General features: G+C 68.1%; 17 protein-coding genes. 7 read left to right on the top strand and 10 right to left on the bottom strand.

What is annotated here, in order from left to right; all coding sequences use genetic code 11:
* Nucleotides 1–22 precede the first annotated feature (22 nt).
* Nucleotides 23–493 carry a hypothetical protein gene (locus AC5P8Y_RS17145; protein WP_005411004.1) on the bottom strand — a complete coding sequence of 157 codons (471 nt, stop codon included), beginning with the start codon at nucleotides 491–493 and terminating at the stop codon, nucleotides 23–25.
* Nucleotides 494–498: 5 nt separating this feature from the next.
* Entirely contained in the window at nucleotides 499–945 is a 447-nt protein-coding gene (locus AC5P8Y_RS17140; RefSeq protein WP_049403545.1) for a universal stress protein, read from the bottom strand.
* A gap of 141 nt (nucleotides 946–1,086) precedes the next feature.
* On the opposite strand from AC5P8Y_RS17140, the gene AC5P8Y_RS17135 reads away from it, so the two are divergent.
* The 4 genes from AC5P8Y_RS17135 (at nucleotide 1,087) to AC5P8Y_RS17120 (ending at nucleotide 6,200) form a co-directional block, all read left to right on the top strand.
* Nucleotides 1,087–2,004, top strand: a complete 918-nt coding sequence (locus AC5P8Y_RS17135; RefSeq protein WP_033835215.1) for a LysR family transcriptional regulator — start codon at nucleotides 1,087–1,089, stop codon at nucleotides 2,002–2,004.
* Between the two features lie 153 nt (nucleotides 2,005–2,157).
* Nucleotides 2,158–3,687, top strand: coding sequence for an MFS transporter (locus AC5P8Y_RS17130; protein WP_049403546.1), 1,530 nt, complete (start codon nucleotides 2,158–2,160; stop codon nucleotides 3,685–3,687).
* 21 nt (nucleotides 3,688–3,708) lie between these two features.
* Nucleotides 3,709–4,791 (top strand): HlyD family secretion protein, encoded by a 1,083-nt coding sequence (locus tag AC5P8Y_RS17125; protein WP_012481236.1) that lies wholly within the window; start codon nucleotides 3,709–3,711, stop codon nucleotides 4,789–4,791.
* A complete protein-coding gene (locus AC5P8Y_RS17120; RefSeq protein WP_049403547.1) occupies nucleotides 4,788–6,200 on the top strand; it encodes an efflux transporter outer membrane subunit in 1,413 nt (470 codons plus the stop codon). Before AC5P8Y_RS17125 ends, AC5P8Y_RS17120 begins: the two co-directional genes overlap by 4 nt.
* 112 nt (nucleotides 6,201–6,312) lie before the next feature.
* On the opposite strand, the gene AC5P8Y_RS17115 is transcribed toward AC5P8Y_RS17120, so the two are convergent.
* From AC5P8Y_RS17115 to AC5P8Y_RS17095, 5 genes are all read right to left on the bottom strand, one after another.
* Nucleotides 6,313–6,651 (bottom strand): hypothetical protein, encoded by a 339-nt coding sequence (locus AC5P8Y_RS17115; protein WP_005410998.1) that lies wholly within the window; start codon nucleotides 6,649–6,651, stop codon nucleotides 6,313–6,315.
* 77 nt (nucleotides 6,652–6,728) lie between these two features.
* Nucleotides 6,729–7,670, bottom strand: a complete 942-nt coding sequence (locus AC5P8Y_RS17110; protein WP_049403548.1) for a DegV family protein — start codon at nucleotides 7,668–7,670, stop codon at nucleotides 6,729–6,731.
* A 94-nt stretch (nucleotides 7,671–7,764) separates the two neighbouring features.
* Nucleotides 7,765–8,397, bottom strand: a complete 633-nt coding sequence (locus AC5P8Y_RS17105; RefSeq protein WP_049403549.1) for a 2-hydroxychromene-2-carboxylate isomerase — start codon at nucleotides 8,395–8,397, stop codon at nucleotides 7,765–7,767.
* Nucleotides 8,398–8,417: 20 nt separating this feature from the next.
* The gene (locus AC5P8Y_RS17100; protein ID WP_049403550.1) at nucleotides 8,418–9,701 is read right to left on the bottom strand and encodes an amidohydrolase family protein; all 1,284 of its coding nucleotides are present in this window, start codon (nucleotides 9,699–9,701) and stop codon (nucleotides 8,418–8,420) included.
* Complete coding sequence (locus tag AC5P8Y_RS17095) at nucleotides 9,701–11,110, bottom strand: amidohydrolase (protein WP_033835210.1); 1,410 nt, start codon at nucleotides 11,108–11,110, stop codon at nucleotides 9,701–9,703. Before AC5P8Y_RS17095 ends, AC5P8Y_RS17100 begins: the two co-directional genes overlap by 1 nt.
* Nucleotides 11,111–11,262: 152 nt before the next feature.
* Here AC5P8Y_RS17095 and AC5P8Y_RS17090 point away from each other — a divergent pair, with 152 nt between their 5' ends.
* Together AC5P8Y_RS17090 and AC5P8Y_RS17085 are read left to right on the top strand one after the other, a co-directional pair.
* Complete coding sequence (locus AC5P8Y_RS17090; RefSeq protein ID WP_005414446.1) at nucleotides 11,263–12,039, top strand: AMP nucleosidase; 777 nt, start codon at nucleotides 11,263–11,265, stop codon at nucleotides 12,037–12,039.
* A gap of 43 nt (nucleotides 12,040–12,082) precedes the next feature.
* On the top strand, nucleotides 12,083–12,622 hold the full coding sequence (locus tag AC5P8Y_RS17085) for a DUF924 family protein (protein WP_111108633.1): 540 nt from the start codon (nucleotides 12,083–12,085) through the stop codon (nucleotides 12,620–12,622).
* A 77-nt stretch (nucleotides 12,623–12,699) separates the two neighbouring features.
* On the opposite strand, the gene grxD is transcribed toward AC5P8Y_RS17085, so the two are convergent.
* Entirely contained in the window at nucleotides 12,700–13,626 is a 927-nt protein-coding gene (grxD, locus tag AC5P8Y_RS17080; protein ID WP_049396503.1) for a Grx4 family monothiol glutaredoxin, read from the bottom strand.
* A gap of 59 nt (nucleotides 13,627–13,685) precedes the next feature.
* On the opposite strand from grxD, the gene AC5P8Y_RS17075 reads away from it, so the two are divergent.
* A complete protein-coding gene (locus AC5P8Y_RS17075; RefSeq protein WP_033835208.1) occupies nucleotides 13,686–14,465 on the top strand; it encodes a polysaccharide deacetylase family protein in 780 nt (259 codons plus the stop codon).
* A 120-nt stretch (nucleotides 14,466–14,585) separates the two neighbouring features.
* On the opposite strand, the gene AC5P8Y_RS17070 is transcribed toward AC5P8Y_RS17075, so the two are convergent.
* Together AC5P8Y_RS17070 and AC5P8Y_RS17065 are read right to left on the bottom strand one after the other, a co-directional pair.
* On the bottom strand, nucleotides 14,586–15,305 hold the full coding sequence (locus tag AC5P8Y_RS17070; RefSeq protein ID WP_033835207.1) for a class I SAM-dependent methyltransferase: 720 nt from the start codon (nucleotides 15,303–15,305) through the stop codon (nucleotides 14,586–14,588).
* 4 nt (nucleotides 15,306–15,309) lie between these two features.
* Nucleotides 15,310–15,927, bottom strand: a complete 618-nt coding sequence (locus AC5P8Y_RS17065; protein ID WP_033835206.1) for an SGNH/GDSL hydrolase family protein — start codon at nucleotides 15,925–15,927, stop codon at nucleotides 15,310–15,312.

The following is a 15,927-nucleotide window of genomic DNA, read 5'->3' as shown; positions in this document are numbered from 1 at the left end:
ATCACACGGGGGACGCGACGGCTTATCGCTGCCGCAACCAGCCGGTCGGATCGAGCAGCCTCAGCCCGACCGGTGACAACGAGCGCTGCCGCAACGGCAGGTTTGCCGCCTGCACGGCCATCGCACAGCGTGCCAGTTGACGGCGCAACGGTGCCAGCGTGTCGTCTTCGCGGGGCCGCGCATGCCGCCATTGTGCGATGCGCAGCAGGCAGACCAGCAGGTCCAGCTCGCTGGCGGCAATGAAGGGAGAGCCGGCCGGCAGCAGATCGATCGGAGCGGCGGGGGTGGCCAGCAGGGGCAGCAGGCCGATGAAGGCGTCGCATCCCTCCTGGCCAAGCCCGAGTCCGCTCAGCTGGGCAAGGCCATCGGCCTGCAGATCGGGGTCGCGCAACTGCCGTATCGCGCCCAGCAGCGCCTGTTCGCCGCGGCCGAACTGTCGACCGAAGGCGCGGTAGTTGACCCGGGTGGGAAACAACGGGGAACGGGAGGCCATGGTGGCTAGGGCTGTGGGTCGCGGGTTTCCACCAGCACCGGACAGGGCGCGTGGTCGATGGTCCATTGCCCGATCGAGGGTTCGAACAGGCGTTCCAGCCGGGACAGGTGGCGGTGGCCGATGACGATCAGGTCGCACTTCAGGCGCCGGGCCTGCTCGCTGATCACTTCGCCCGGGTCGCCGGAGGGAATCTGCGCGATGGCGTCGACGCCGCGTTCGCACAGCTCGGCCAGGGCTTCGGCCAGCACCGCTTCGGCCCGCGAGCGCTGGCGGGCGGCTTCCGGGTACTCGATGCGGTCGGCTTCGCTGGCATTGGCCGCCAGCGCGAATTCGGGGTCGAGCACGCACAGCAGGTGCAGGCGGCTGTGGGGGCCGGCGATGGCGGCGGCCAGGTCCAGCACGCGTGCGTGCTGGGGGCTACCATCCAGGGCGACCAGCAGGGTATTGAACATGGATGTCTCCTTGGCAGGCCGGGGATGGTCGCCGATGTCACCGCGCGCACCCATGCCGTGCGCGGCAGTCAATGAATGCGTCGAACGCAATCCACCGTGGTTGCAAGTGCCGTAAAGTCATCTGATTTACTGGAGACTCTCATGCCCCTGCCGGACCTGAACCTGTTGCTGGCACTCGACGTGCTGATTGACGAATGCAGCGTGGCCGCCGCCGCGCGCCGGATGAACCTGAGCGCGCCGGCGATGAGCCGTACCCTGGGCCGGGTCCGCACCGCGCTGGGCGACCCGGTGCTGGTTCGTGCCGGCCGCGGTCTGGCGCCCACGCCCCGCGCCCTGCAGCTGCGCGAGCAGGTCCGCGATGTGATCGAGCAGGCCCACCGCGTCTTCAACGCCGGTCGCGAAGTAGACATGCGCGTGCTCGAGCGGACCTTCAGCGTGCGTGCCAATGATGTGTTCGTCGGTGGTTTCGGCGGACGCCTGCGCGAGCTGTTCCGCCAGCAGGCGCCGCGCGCAGTGCTGCGCTTCGTGCCCGAAGGCGATACCGACGACGATGCGATGGCGCAGGGCCGGATCGACCTGTACATCAGCACGGCCGGCAAGCATGCGCCCGATACCAAGGTGCAGAACCTGTTCAGTACCTCGTTCATGGGCGCCGCGCGCGAAGATCATCCGTTGTTCGATGAGGAGATCAGCGCCGAGCGTTTTGCCGCCTGCGACCACATCGCGGTGTCGCGCCGCGGCCTGCCGCGTGGTCCGATCGACGATGATCTGGCCGCGCTGGGCCTGCAGCGGCGGGTGGCGCTGATCAGCCCGACCTTCCACGGTGCGATCTTCGCGGCGGCCGAATCAGACCTGATCCTGCCGCAGATGCCAAGCGTGATGCTGGAGCGGATCGTCAGCATGCGCCTGCCGCTGCGCCTGTTCCCGCTGCCGATCCCGGTGCGTACCGCGGCCATCGTGCAGGCCTGGCATCCGCGGCTGGACAACGATGCCGCGCACCAGTGGCTGCGGCGCTCGATCAAGACCATGTGCGAAAGCGCAGGGGAGGCCCCGCGCTGACATCTGCAGGCGTGCGCCTGGCGCACGCCTGGGATGCGGGTTGCGCCATTTTTCGCAGGGTACCGGCTCCCTAGACTGCGCTCCCCGGAGTTTCACTGAGCGCATTCCAATGACCCCCAACATGCCGTGCACTGCACGGATAGGTGCCCGGCGATGAGTACGCCGGCCGCCGCTGTCCCGGCCGCCGCAGCGCCCCGTCCTGCCGCCGCCCCCGGGCTCGATCGCCGCATTCTGGTCGGCCTGTGTGGCGTGCTGCTGGCGGTGCTGGTGTCGGGCTTCAACGAGAACATCACCAAGGTCGCCCTGGCCGACATCCGTGGCGCGATGGGTTTCAGCGTCGACGACGGCAGCTGGGTCGTCGCCCTCTACGGCGCGATGTCGGTCAGCGCGATGGCCTTCGCACCGTGGTGTGCCGCCACCTTCTCGCTGCGCCGCTTCGCATTGGCGATGATCGGTGGCTTCATGGTGCTGGGCGTGCTGTGCCCGCTTGCCCCGAACCTGCAGGTGTTCCTGCTGCTGCGCGCGCTGCAGGGTCTGTGCGGTGGCGCGCTGCCGCCGCTGCTGATGAGCGTGGCGCTGCGCTTCCTGCCCCCGGGCATCAAGCTGTATGGCCTGGCCGGCTACGCGCTGACGGCGACGTTCGGCCCAAGCATGGGCACGCCGCTGGCCGCGTTCTGGGTCGAGCAGGTGGGCTGGCACTGGGCGTTCTGGCAGATCGTGCCGTACTGCCTGGCCGCCATGGCGATGGTCGGCTGGGGCCTGCCGCAGGACCCGCTGCGGCTGGAGCGTTTTGCCCAGTTCGATGGCGTCGGCCTGCTGCTGGGCCTGCCGGCGCTGGTGCTGCTGGTGCTGGGCCTGGTGCAGGGCCCGCGGCTGAACTGGTTCGACTCGCCGATGATCACGCTGATGATCGGTGGCGGTGCCGGCCTGATGGTGCTGTTCATGATCAATGAATGGTTCCATCCGCTGCCGTTCTTCAAGCTGCAGCTGCTGGCCAACCGCAATCTCAGCTACTCGCTGGTGACGCTGGGCGGCGTGCTGTTCGTGCTGCTGGCAGTGATCTCGATCCCGTCCGGGTTCCTGGCCAGCGTGCAGGGCTACCGGCCGCTGCAGACCGCACCGATGCTGCTGTGGGTGGCGCTGCCGCAGGTGATCGCGCTGCCGCTGGTGGCGGCGCTGCTGAACATCCGCGCGGTGGACTGCCGCTGGGTGCAGGCCACGGGCCTGGCGATGCTGGCGCTGGCCTGCTGGCTGGGCTCGCACCTGGACGTGGCCTGGATCCGCGACAACTTCCTGTGGGTGCAGCTGCTGCAGGTGTTCGCGCAACCGATGGCGGTGCTGCCGCTGCTGATGCTGGCCACCGGCGGCCTGGCGCCGCAGGACGGCCCGTTCGCCTCGGCTTGGTTCAACACGGTCAAGGGCTTCGCTGCCGTGCTCGCCGGTGGCGTGCTGGATGCCGTCGCCCAGGGCCGCCGTCATTTCCATTCCACCGTGCTGGTCGACCGCCTTGGCGAGCAACCGTGGCTGGCCGATGGCCCGCAGCTGGGCGCGCGCCTGCATGCACAGGTACAGGCGCTGACTTCGGCCGACCTGTACTGGGTGGTCGCACTGGTGGCGCTGGCCTTCATTCCCCTCATTGCCTGGATGCCCACCCGCATCCATCCGCCACGTGCCGTGGCCTGAACCTTTCGCAGGAACCCCCTCATGACGATCAATCGAACCACCCTCAACACTGGTCTGGGCCTGGGCGTGCTGGCCCTGGCCGTCGGCGCGTGGCTGCTGCTGCGCGATGGCGGCCACCAGACCACCAACAATGCGTACGTGGTGGCCGACTACACCCTGGTAGCGCCGAAGATTCCCGGCTTCGTCAGTGCCGTGGAAGTCGAGGACAACCAGTCGGTGAAGGCCGGTGATGTGCTGGCCCGCATCGACGACCGCGACTACCAGGTCGCCCTGCAGGCGGCCCGTGCCGACCTCGCCAATGCCCGTGCACAGCTGGCCAATGCGCAGGCCGCACTGGCCCAGCAGGACTCGTTGATCGCGCAGGCCAGGGCCAGTGTCGATGTCAGCCGTTCCGAACTGACCCTGGCCAGTGCCGACCAGCAGCGTTACCGCGAACTGGCCCGTGACGGCGCCGGTACCGTGCAGAACGCGCAGCAGGCGCAGTCGAAGCAGGCCGTGGCCAGTGCGCATCTGCAGCAGGGCCAGGCCGCGCTGTCGACCGCACGTCAGCGCACCGACATCCTCAGCGCGGGCGTGCAGGCTGCACAGGCGGCGGTGCAGCGTGCGGAAGCCGCGCAGGCACGCGCCGAACTGGATCTGTCGCACACCGTGCTGCGCGCACCGATCGATGGCATGGTCGGTCGCCGCGCAGTGCGCGTGGGTGCCTACCTGACGCCGGGTACGCCGGTGGCTGCGGTGGTACCGCTGAAGCGCGCCTTCGTGGTCGCCAACTTCCAGGAAACGCAGATGACCCGCATGCAGGCCGGCCAGCAGGTCGAACTGAAGGTGGACGTATTCCCGGGCAAGCCGCTGCGCGGGCACATCGACAGCATTGCACCAGCCACCGGCGTCACCTTTGCTGCCGTCGCACCAGAGAACGCCACCGGCAACTTCACCAAGGTGGTGCAGCGCATTCCGGTGAAGATCGTGCTGGAGCCGGGCCAGCCGCTGCTGGACCAGCTGCGTGCCGGCATGTCGGTGGAAGCCAGCGTTGACCTGGGCAGCCGCGCGCGCGCGCAGAGCGTGCAGCACAGTCCGGGCCACAAGAGCGGGGAGGGCGCATGAGCGCAGTCACCGTGTTCCGCACCTTCGTTGCGACCAGCCTGTGCACGGCCCTGGCTGCCTGCACGATGGGTCCGGACTTCGTACGCCCGCAGGCGGAACTGCCCAGCCACTGGCAGGGTGAGGCCGTCGCCGGCAACGCCATCGACCAGGACGCGGCCTGGTGGGCCGGTTTCGACGATCCGCTGCTGGGGCAGCTGGCCAACCAGGTGCTGGCGGCCAACCTGGACCTGCAGCTGGCGGCCAACCGCGTGCAGCAGAGCCGTGCTGCACGCGGCATCACCGGCGCCGATCGCCTGCCCAGCGTCAGCGCGAGCGCCAGTGGCGTGCGTGCACGCAACAGCGAGGTGGGCCTGAATGATCCGTCCGGCAACGGCGGCCGTGATGACTACGGGCTGTTCCAGGCCGGTATCGGCCTGAGCTGGGAACTGGACCTGTGGGGCCGCGTGCGGCGCCAGGTGGAAGCGGCCGAAGCGCGCGTGCAGATGGCCGAGGAGGATGCACATGCAGCGCGCATCGCGCTGCTGGCGGAAACCGCGCGTGATTATCTGCAGCTGCGCGCGACGCGGCAGCTGCTGGCGATCACCGAGGACAACCTCAGCATCGCCCACGACATCAAACGCCTGACCGAAGCACGCCAACGCCAGGGTGTGGCCAGCACGCTGCAGGTGTCCAGCGCGGCCGCGCAGGTGGCATCGCTGCAGGCACGCATCGCGCCGTTGCGGCATCGCGAATCGCAGCTGCGCAATGCGCTGGCGTTCCTGCTGGCGCAGCCGCCGCAGGCGCTGGACGCGCAGCTGCAGGATGCACGCCGTGACTGGCCGGCGTTGCCGGCCGTAGCGATGGGGCTGCCCAGTGAACTGGCCGAGCGTCGCCCGGACATCCGTCGTGCCGAAGCGGCACTGCATGCGGCAACGGCAGGCATCGGCGTGGCCAAGGCCAGTTTCCTGCCGCGCATCACCTTGAATGGCGACGCCGGCTTCCAGGCCAAGCAGCTCGATGATCTGGATGGCTGGAACGCGCACCGTTTCAGCATCGGTCCGTCGATCAGCCTGCCGATCTTCCAGGGCGGACGGCTGAAGGCCAATCTCGCGCTGAGCAGGCTGCAGCAGCAACAGTCGGCCCTGCAGTTCCGCCGTACCGTGCTGCAGGCATGGCACGAAGTGGATGACGCCATGGATGGCTACAGTGCCGAGCAGCAGCGCACGGTGCAGCTGCACGTGGCAGTGGATGAGAGCGAGACGGCACTGGGGGCGGCGCGCCGGCAGTACCAGGCCGGCGTGGTCGACATGCTGGACGTGCTGACCACCCAGCGCATCGCACTGGACAACCAGGCCGCGCTGGCCAACAGCCAGGCCACCGCCGCGATCGCGCGTGTAGAGCTGTACCGCGCGCTGGGTGGAGGCTGGTAGTGCCGGCCGCTGGCCGGCACCTTCATGGATGTTGCGGATGCCGGCCAGCGGCCGGCACTACCTCGCGTCCCGGTAGTTGCCAACCAAGGTTGGCAACTACCAGGGCAGGGCCTCAACGCACGTCGCGCAGTTCCCAGTGGCTGCCGGCCAGCAGGCGCAGGCGCTGCTTGAACACGTCGCTGTCGATGCGGGTGGTGGCGACCAGGTTGATGCGCAGGTCCTTCTGCTCGCCGGTCACGGTGGCCTCCGGATCGGTCACGCCCCACTGCGGTTCCACCGCGTCCGGGTCGGGCTGCTTGGCCTTCCAGCGCTCGAACAGCGTGCCGCTGCGCAGGGCGTCCTGCAGCTCTTCGGCGAAACCGGCGGCGCCCTGCGAGTGGAAGGACAGGTCAGGGTCATTGCCACGGGCCTTGGACGGGTCGGGCAGGCTGATGTGGTACTGCGCAGGCATGGAGTTCTCCTTGAAGTGCGGCAAGACTGGCACAACCGCAGTGGAATCGATGTGCAGATTCCGGCCGTGGCCAGCGCTCATTCGAACCGATGCGGCCCATCGGCGAAGCCTACGGTGACCGCGCCCTTGCCGACGTTGACCATGCCGGTCAGGCTCATCACCGATTCGTACACGGTCACGCCATGGGTGGCGCAGACCTCTTTCAGCTGTGCGTAGCCGGGCAGGGCACGCAGCTCGTCCAGTTCTCCGCCGTAGCTGACGCACACCGTCGGCGTCATCAGTCCGGCACGTACGCGCTGGCCGACCACCGCGAACAGCTTCTGCACGGCATTGTCGAAGCCCTTGATCTTGGCTACCGGCCCGGTTTCGCCGCGGTAGCCGTGCAGCACCGGCTTGATGTCCAGCGCGCTGCCCAGCGCCGCACTGAGCAGGCCGACACTGCGGTCGCCCTTGTGCCGTGCGCGCGCACGCATGTAGTACAGGTCACGGGTGACCATGTAGCCGTGCACGTTGCCGGCCAGTTCCTCCAGCCGCTCGCGGATCTGCTGCACGCTGGCGTTGCTCTCGCGCAGGCGCACGGCTTCCACCGCCGTAACCGCCTGCGCGGCGAACAGGTTCTGGGTATCGAGCACGCGCAGCGCGAACGGTGAGTTGTAGCCTGCCGCCTGGCGCACCGGCTTGTAGTCGTTGAGGATGGCGAAGCTGGCCTGCAGTGCGTTGTCGTGGATCGGGCTGCGGGTCTTGGTGATGGTCATGCAGAACACGTGGTCGTAATCGATCACCAGCTGCTGCAGGAACAGGTCGCGGATCTGGGCGACACTGAAGGGAATGGTTTCCGCCTCGGCGCCGTGTTCGGCCACGTGCGCGTGCAGGAAGCTCAGCGTGGCCTGCTCATCGCGGTGATCGGCCAGCACGGCTTCGCCGATGCGGACGGTGATCGGCAGCAGCACGATGTTGTGCTCGGCAATGAAGTCCTGCGGCAGGTCGCAGGCCGAGTCGACGACGATTCCGATGCGCATCCGCGGCTCCCCCTCCAGGGCGGTTGTAGGTTCGGAAACGTGAAATCTATCTCAAAACCAGAGCCCGCGCCCGAGGGAAACGCGCCACCCCTGTTCAGCTATCGCGCTGCACCGCCACCGGCAGGCTGTCCAGGCGTTGCCATTCGGGCTGCTGCAGCAGGGCAGGATCGGCCAGCACGGCCGCCATCAGCGGATGGGCGTCGTTGCCCCAGAACAGTTCCTGGTCGATGGCCAGGGTCGGGACCCCGAACACCCCGGCGCCGATTGCGGCCTCGGTGTTGCGCCGCAACTGTTCCTTGACCGCCGGGGCGGCGATGGCGCTGGCGACATCCTCGATGCCCAGCTGCGCACCTGGTTCGCGCAGGGCTTCGGCGCTGTCACCGGCATGGCCGTCGCGCCAGATCCAGTCGAACAGCACGTCCACCGCCTGTGCGCTGGCTCCGGCGGCCAGGCACAGGCGTAGCGCCGACAACGGATTGAACGGATGGCCGGGCGGGAAGCGCATCGGCGTGCCCTCGGCCTGCGCGGTCCATTGCAGCTGGCGGTAGATGAAACGGCGCTTGGCCGGAATCTCGGCCGGCCCGAGATTGCCCAGGTGATGCAGCACCGCGCCGAAGGCGATCGGCACGGTCTGGATCTGCGCGAACTGCGGCAACTGTTTCAGCTTCTGCCAGTGCAGGTAGGAGTAGGGCGAGACGAAGTCGAAGTACCAGCGCAGGGTGGCCATGGTGGTGTCCTTCAATGCGGTCAGGGCTGCGCATTGCGCTGCAGGTAGCGATCACGCAGGTCGGTCTGGCGCGAGCGCATCGGCATCGCACGGCCGCCCAGCCAGACCTGTTCGGCATAGTGCGCCACGTCCAGCGGGTCGCCTTCCCACAGCACCAGGTCGGCGCGCTTGCCGGGCTCGATGCTGCCGATCTGGTCGGCCACGCCGAACGCCTGTGCGGGTACCCGGGTCAGCCCGGCCAGACCGTCAGCCCAGGGCAGGCCGTTGGCCACTGCATTGCCAGCCAGCTGGCGCATCTTGCGCGCATTGTGGGTGGCGTCGCCGCGCTGCACGAAAGAAACCGCCACGCCGGCACGCTGCAGGCGCGCGGCGTTTTCCAGGGTGGCACCGAGCTGATCGAAGCTGGCCGGCAGGTTGGCCAGCACGTCGACGAATACCGGCACGTGCGCAGCGGCCAGCTCCGGCGCGACCTGCCAGGCTTCGCTGGCACCGGCAATGGCGATCTTTACCTTCTCGCGTGTGGCCCAGCGCAGCAGCTGGCGGATGTCCGAGGCACGATCCACCTCCACCACGATGCGGCCCTGGCCGGCCAGGTAGCGACTGAGCGTACGGCGCCCGGCCGGGGTCAACAGCGCGTGCGGAGAATCCACAGCAACCTGGCCGCGTGCTTCGTCGACCATCTGTTGCAGCAGCATCCATTGCGCGGCGCGCGAATGGCCGGTCAGTTCGGAGGCGGCCGCGCCGATGCGCAGGAACAGGGCACGCGGGCCGATCGGGTCGGCGCTGCCGTCCAGCCGCATTACGCCGCCCTGGCCGGCCACGAAACCACCACCAGTGGCTGCCCCCAATGCAGTGAAGCCGATGCCTTCCAGGCGCGTGACCGGAATCAGCACCGAGGCCGGGTTGTAGGCGAGGGTGACGTCGAATTCCGGGCGCAGCGGCTGCTCACCGAGCTTCAACGAACTGTCCACCGTGCTCGATTCACCCGAGACCTCTTCGATGCCGGTTTCGGTGATGCCACCGAACAGGGCCGGGGTCAGCGGTCCGCCATTGGCTTCGACCACGGTCGCCCCGGCCGGCGCGGACAGGCCGGGGCCGACCGCGCGGATGATGCCACCCTGGACCAGCACATCGGCGTTGTGCAGGCTGCCGCGTGCGCTGGCCGTGTGCACCGTTGCGTTGCGCACCAGCAGGTCCTGTGCCTGTGCGGATGCGGAGATGCAGGCCAGCACCATGACAGTAGCGCCGAACCATGCTCGGCTGCCCTTCGCGGCAGACTGCGCCAACTGCTTGAGCACCATCATCAACGCACCTCCTGGCCAAGCTGGAAATCAGAACGCGGCGTCGCTGCCGGTGCACTGCGGTCGTACAACCTGCGGCCATCAATGAAGACCTGCTCGGCCAACGCATACGAACTGAAGGGGTTGCCGTTCCAGACCACCACGTCGGCCATCTTGCCGGCCTCCAGGGTGCCGGTCTGGCCTTCAATGCCCAGCGCCTTGGCGGCGTTGGCGGTCATCCAGGTGATGGCGTGTTCGGGCGTGATCTCCGGCATGCGCGCGCGGCGCGCGGACGCCATCACCTTGGCTGCTTCCTGGTTCAGGCGCTGGATGCCCTCGGGTGAATCGGAGTGGACGATGGCGCAGCTGTTCTTCGGCCGGTCGACCAGCGCGATGTTCTCCGGAATGCCGTCGAAGGCTTCCATCTTGAAGCCCCACCAGTCGGCCCACAGCGCACCGCAGACGCCGTCGGCGGCCAGCCTGTCGGCCAGCTTGTAGGCCTCCACGCCGTGGTGGAAGGCGGCTACCTTGAAGCCGAATTCCTTGGCCAGATCGAGCATGGTGGCCATCTCGTCGGCGCGGTAGCAGTGGATGTGCACGCGGATGTCGCCTTCGATCGCGCCGGCCAGCGTGTCCAGCTTGAGATCGCGCTTGCCGCCGGCATCACCGGCGCTGTCGCCCTTGTCGCTGCCGAACCAGCTCTTGCGCTTGGCCGGCTTGGGTTTGTTCTTGGCGATGTAGTCGGCGGCATCGATGAAGGCGGCACGATAGCCGGCCACGTTGCCCATGCGCGTGGCCGGGGTCACGCCCTTGCCCTCGCCATAGACCCGCTTGGGGTTCTCGCCGCACGCCATTTTCAGGCCCCACGGCGCACCGGGGAACTTCATCGCCTGGTAGGTGATGGCCGGGACGTTCTTCAGCGTCACGCCGCGGCCACCGACAAGGTTGGCCGAGCCCGGCAGCACCTGCATGCTGGTCACGCCGCCGGCCAGCGCGGTGGCGAAGCCCGGGTCCTGCGGCCACACCGAGTGTTCGGCCCAGACGTTGGCGGTGACCGGTGCGGTCATCTCGTTGCCGTCGCTGTGCGCACCGACACCCGGGCTGGGATACACGCCCAGGTGCGAATGCACGTCGATCAGGCCCGGAGTGACCCACTTGCCCTGTGCATCAATGCGGGTGACGCCGGCATCGGCCTGCAGCTGGCGGCCGACGGCAACGATGCGGCCGTCGCGCAGCAGCACATCGGCGTTGTCCAGGCGCTGGCCGGTACCGGTCAGCACGGTGGCGTTGTGGATCAGTACCGGCGCATCGGGATGGGCCTGGTAGGTGCTGGGGTAGGGATCGGCGACAAAGCGCGAGGCGCCCACCGCCGGAGCCGTACTCAATGAAAGCAGCGCCAGGACCACCCCGGCGCGCAACAACGTCGATGCCATGCAGTTCCCCTTGCAACCTGGTCCAACCGCCGACGCTAGCCCGGTGGCGGCGGGCTTGCCAAGTGACCTTCTTCACAGGACGGTCGACGGCGGCTCGACTGCACCGGCCGGGTGGCCGAAAATACCCGGTCCCCCGCCGTACCGGACCGCCCATGAAAAGCAAGCAGGAAATCGTCGACAACTGGCTGCCCCGGTATACCGGCGTGCCTCTGGACCAGTTCGGCCAGCACATCCTGCTGACCAACTTCGGCGGCTACCTGCATACCTTTTCCGAGCTGACCGGTGCGCCGGTCATCGGCCTGGACCGGCCGATGGCAAGCGCCACGATCGACGGCATCACCATGATCAACTTCGGCATGGGCAGCCCCAATGCCGCGATCATCATGGACCTGCTGTCGGCGGTGATGCCCAAGGCGGTGCTGTTCCTGGGCAAGTGCGGCGGCCTCAAGCGCAAGAACCAGCTGGGCGACCTGGTGCTGCCGATCGCTGCGATCCGTGGTGAGGGTACCTCGGGTGACTACCTGCCGCCGGAAGTGCCGGCGTTGCCGGCGTTCGCGCTGCAGCGTGCGGTCTCGACCATGATCCGCGACCTCGGCCACGACTACTGGACCGGTACCGTCTACACCACCAACCGCCGGGTCTGGGAACACGACGAGGCCTTCAAGGAGCGGCTGCGGGCGATGCGCTGCATGGCCATCGACATGGAAACCGCCACCGTGTTCGCCGCCGGCTTCGCCAACCACATCCCCAGCGGTGCGCTGCTGCTGGTGTCGGACCAGCCGATGATCCCCGATGGGGTCAAGACCGAAGCCTCCGATGCCAAGGTCAGCTCCCAGTTCGTGGAAAACCATATCCAGATCGGTATCGAGGCGCTTAAGCTTATCCGGCGCAACGGCAAGTCGGTCCGCCACCTGCGCTTCGACGAATGATGATGATGGCCTGGCGCGGCGCGCCGGCCCTGGGGAGTAGGTGATGGACGTTGCCGCGCACGTGGTGGAATTCTGGAAGGAGGCGGGCCCTGCGAAGTGGTTCGCCCGCGACGACGCGTTCGACGCGCAGTTCCGCCAGTTGTTTCTGGATGAGCATTTCGCCGCCGCTTCGCGCGCGCGCGAACATTGGCTGGGCAGTGCCGAAGGGGCGCTGGCCCTGATGCTGCTGCTCGACCAGTTCCCGCGCAACTGCTTCCGGGGTACTGCCCATTCCTACGCCACCGATGGCCTGGCCCGGCATTACGCCATGCGCGCCATCGAGGAAGGCCTGGACCTGCAGCTGGTGCCGAAGCTGCGCGCCTTCATCTACCTGCCGTTCGAGCACTCCGAGGATCCGCTGGACCAGGACCGCTCGGTGGCGATGTTCGACGTGCTGGGTGACAAGGAATACCTGCAGTACGCCGAACTGCACCGCGACATCATCCGCCGCTTCGGTCGTTTCCCGCATCGCAATGCCGTGCTCGGTCGCTTCCCCACGGCGGAAGAACTGGATTACCTGGCCGAAGGCGGGTTCGCCGGCTAAGAAAAAGGGGACGGAGGGAATTAAGTCGTTTATGGCACAAACGACTTAATTCCCTCCGTCCCCTTTTTCAGGGCCGATCAGTACTTCGGCACGCCGTTGTCCACCTCTTCCGACCAGGCGTTGATGCCGCCGGTGACGTTGAACACCTTGGTGAAGCCCAGTGCACGGAACTGCTCGGCAGCCTGTGCGCTGCGGCCGCCGTGGTGGCACATGAAGGCCAGTGCGGTGTCCTTCGGCAGGGCCTCCAGCTGCGCACGGCCGTTTCCGTCGAAACTCTTGAACGGCACGCCCACGGCAGCGATCTCGCGCTCCTCGGCCGGGCGCACGTCCACCAGGGTGATGTTGCCGGCACGCACCAGGTCATCGGCATCACGCACGCTGATTTCCTGCACCGGCTTGGGTGCGTTCGGATTGTCGATGGCCAGGCCCTTGCCGCGGATGTCGTCCACCCAGTCGATGGTGATGCCGTTGGCGCGACGCGCGCTGGCCAGGTCGAACTGCACGCGCAGGCCGTTGGACTCGGCAGCGATCGCGCCTTCGTCGTGCGGGGCCAGCTGGAAGTTCGGCTGGAAACCGGCGTCGATGCTCAGCTGCAGGGCAGCGCCCGGGGCATCGGCCAGCGCGCCCTTGAGCATTTCCACGGCGGCCGGGGTCACGGTGATGCTCGGCGGGGTGCGGTCCGGTGCGGCCAGGCCCAGCACGCTGCTCAGCTCGCCGCTGGCGGCCATCTGCAGCACGATGTCGCTGCCACCGACCAGTTCGCCGTCGATGTACAGCTGCGGGATGGTCGGCCAGTCGCCGTAGGCCTTGATGCCTTCACGGATTTCCTGGTCGGCCAGCACGTTGACGTGGGCGAACTCGACGCCGAGATCCTGCAGGGCGCCCACGGCCTTGGCCGAGAAACCGCACTGCGGCATCGACGGCTGGCCCTTCATGAACAGCACGACGCGGTTGGCGTTGAGGATGGATTCGATGCGCGAACGCAGGGCGGGATCGAGGGACATGGACGTCGGGTTTCCGGGAATTCGAATCATCAATTCTACCCCTCATGGCATCATGGGGGATGAGCAACGCAGGAACATTGCATCGCATCCCGACCCGGCCCTGGCGCTGGCTGCCCTGGCTGGTGGCGTCGCAGTTGGCCGTGATCCTGGTATGGGTGCTGGCAGGCTGGCACTGGGGCCTGCCGCTGATGGTGGCCAGCCACGCGCTGTTCATGGTGCCGATATTCCTGCCCAACAGCCGCTTCTACGCACCGGTGCTGAGCCGGTTGCCAGAGGCCGGCAACAGCGTCTGGCTGACGATCGATGACGGCCCCGGCCCGGAAACCCGCGCCGTGCTCGACCTGCTGGACCGCCACCAGGCGCGCGCCACCTTCTTCCTGGTGGGGGAACGTGCGCTGGCACAGCCGGAACTGGTGCAGGAGATCCTGCGCCGCGGCCACGACCTGGGCAACCACAGCCACAGCCACCCACAGGCGCGCTTCTGGCGTCTGGGCCCGGCGGCGATGCGGGCCGAGATCGAGGGCTGCCAGCATGCACTGCAGGCCCTGAGCGGGCATCCGGTGCGCTGGTACCGCTCGGTGGTGGGCATGACCAATCCGTTCGTGGCACCGGTGTTGAAGGCGCTGGGCCTGGTGCGCGTGGGCTGGAGTGCCCGGGGCTACGACGGCGTCGGCTGCACGCCGGAGGGCGTGTTGTCGCGGCTGCTGCCTGACCTGCAACCCGGCGCCATCGTGCTGCTGCATGAGGGCGCCGCCCACGGTCACAATCGGGTGATCATCGAACGCGTGCTGCAGGCGCTGGACGAGCGGGGGCTGAAGGCGCGGCTGCCGGTCCTGTAAACCAGGCTTCTGGCCGCTTGGGGCAGCCGGGCGTGGGCTCGCCCCTACAGGAATGGTCGCGAGGCCATCCACGCATGGCGTGGATCTACCGCAACAGCACAGCCGAGCCTGGGTTCGGTCCTACAACGCGGGGCGTTTGGCCACCAGCAGCCAGCTGTTGAAGGGGGTACGCCCGTGCAGCGGGCGGGGTGCGGTCACCTGCAATCCAGCTTCGGCAAGCGTTGTCTGCAATACCTGCGGATCGGGGTAGTGGCGTGGTCGCGTGCCCATCCAGCCGATCAGCCAGGCCAGCCGGTCCGCCACCCGCGTGGTGCGGTCGCGGCCATCGCCGGTGGCCAGCGGCGTGCGCAGCAGCAGGCAGCTGCCGCGGGCCACCTGAGCGCTGGCCGCGCGCAGCAGTGCCTGCTGTGGGCCCGCGTCCAGGTACTGCAGTACGTCCAGCAGCAGGACGTGCCCGGCCTGCGCCGGCAGCGGCGCCTGCACATCCACGCAATCGAAGCGCACGTCATGCAGGTCGGCGGCAGCACGCTTCGCGCGGGTGATCTTGCCGGCATCCACGTCCACGCCAAGGTAGCGCTGGGTACCGCCGCGCTGGCGCAGTACATGGGCGAACAGGCCCAGCCCGCAGCCCAGGTCCAGCACCGGCTGCCCATCGTCAGGCAGATGCTGCAGCACGCCGTCGTACAGCGGATCGCTGCCGAGCTTGCCGCGGGTGTAGTAGTAGTCGCGGCGGCTGCCCCAGGCCTGCGCCGGGCGGAAGGCCTCGGCAATCAAGCGGGCCTGCGGGGCCGTCAGGGGAGTGCAGGGCAGGGGCGGGCCGTTCCGTGGCGTGCCGTCCATCGCCTCAGTCCGTGCCGCCAAGCAGGTGCGCGGCCACCGGAAGGGCGCGTGCGCTCCACAGCGCGTACATCCGCGCCGAAGGGTGCAGGCCATCCTCGGCGATCATCGTCGGGTCTTCGCCCTGTGCGCGGCTGATATCGGTGATGTCGACGAAGGCCACGCCCTGCTGGGTGCTGATCACCTCGGCTGCCGCGTTGAACTCGTCGGTCTCGATCTCGATCGCGGCCAGGTCGCGGCCACTGCCTGCGCCGAACGGGGTCGCACCCCAATCGGGGAAGGACAGCACCAGCACGCGTCCGGCATCACCGCCAGCGAAGCCGATCGCCCGCTGCAGAAGCACCTGGAACTGGCTGCGGTATTCGTCCAGCGGACGCCCGCGGTACTGGTTGTTGACGCCGATCAGCAGGCTGACGAAATCGAACGGCCCCTGCGGCGCAGCCGCATCGATGCCCGCATCGAGTTCGTCGGTGGTCCAGCCGGTGGTGGCGATGGTCTGCGGATCGGACAGCTCAATGCCCTGCGCACGCAGCGTGGCGGCCAGCTGGTGCGGCCAGCGGCCTTCGACTGCAACCGCTTCACCGATGGTGTACGAATCGCCCAGCGCCAGGTAGGACAGCGCCAC

This window comes from Stenotrophomonas sp. YJH_SMC_12-1 (genome assembly GCF_059370935.1).
Note: the sequence above shows the minus strand (reverse complement) of the source record. Positions and strands in the feature narration are given on the sequence as shown.

What these genes read in the sequence shown, in the direction of transcription:
- AC5P8Y_RS17145 (WP_005411004.1), bottom strand. Translation starts at nt 493, where the DNA reads ATGGCCTCCCGTTCCCCGTTGTTTCCCACCCGGGTCAACTACCGCGCC.
- AC5P8Y_RS17140 (WP_049403545.1), bottom strand. Translation starts at nt 945, where the DNA reads ATGTTCAATACCCTGCTGGTCGCCCTGGATGGTAGCCCCCAGCACGCA.
- AC5P8Y_RS17135 (WP_033835215.1), top strand. Translation starts at nt 1,087, where the DNA reads ATGCCCCTGCCGGACCTGAACCTGTTGCTGGCACTCGACGTGCTGATT.
- AC5P8Y_RS17130 (WP_049403546.1), top strand. Translation starts at nt 2,158, where the DNA reads ATGAGTACGCCGGCCGCCGCTGTCCCGGCCGCCGCAGCGCCCCGTCCT.
- AC5P8Y_RS17125 (WP_012481236.1), top strand. Translation starts at nt 3,709, where the DNA reads ATGACGATCAATCGAACCACCCTCAACACTGGTCTGGGCCTGGGCGTG.
- AC5P8Y_RS17120 (WP_049403547.1), top strand. Translation starts at nt 4,788, where the DNA reads ATGAGCGCAGTCACCGTGTTCCGCACCTTCGTTGCGACCAGCCTGTGC.
- AC5P8Y_RS17115 (WP_005410998.1), bottom strand. Translation starts at nt 6,651, where the DNA reads ATGCCTGCGCAGTACCACATCAGCCTGCCCGACCCGTCCAAGGCCCGT.
- AC5P8Y_RS17110 (WP_049403548.1), bottom strand. Translation starts at nt 7,670, where the DNA reads ATGCGCATCGGAATCGTCGTCGACTCGGCCTGCGACCTGCCGCAGGAC.
- AC5P8Y_RS17105 (WP_049403549.1), bottom strand. Translation starts at nt 8,397, where the DNA reads ATGGCCACCCTGCGCTGGTACTTCGACTTCGTCTCGCCCTACTCCTAC.
- AC5P8Y_RS17100 (WP_049403550.1), bottom strand. Translation starts at nt 9,701, where the DNA reads ATGATGGTGCTCAAGCAGTTGGCGCAGTCTGCCGCGAAGGGCAGCCGA.
- AC5P8Y_RS17095 (WP_033835210.1), bottom strand. Translation starts at nt 11,110, where the DNA reads ATGGCATCGACGTTGTTGCGCGCCGGGGTGGTCCTGGCGCTGCTTTCA.
- AC5P8Y_RS17090 (WP_005414446.1), top strand. Translation starts at nt 11,263, where the DNA reads ATGAAAAGCAAGCAGGAAATCGTCGACAACTGGCTGCCCCGGTATACC.
- AC5P8Y_RS17085 (WP_111108633.1), top strand. Translation starts at nt 12,083, where the DNA reads ATGGACGTTGCCGCGCACGTGGTGGAATTCTGGAAGGAGGCGGGCCCT.
- grxD (WP_049396503.1), bottom strand. Translation starts at nt 13,626, where the DNA reads ATGTCCCTCGATCCCGCCCTGCGTTCGCGCATCGAATCCATCCTCAAC.
- AC5P8Y_RS17075 (WP_033835208.1), top strand. Translation starts at nt 13,686, where the DNA reads ATGAGCAACGCAGGAACATTGCATCGCATCCCGACCCGGCCCTGGCGC.
- AC5P8Y_RS17070 (WP_033835207.1), bottom strand. Translation starts at nt 15,305, where the DNA reads ATGGACGGCACGCCACGGAACGGCCCGCCCCTGCCCTGCACTCCCCTG.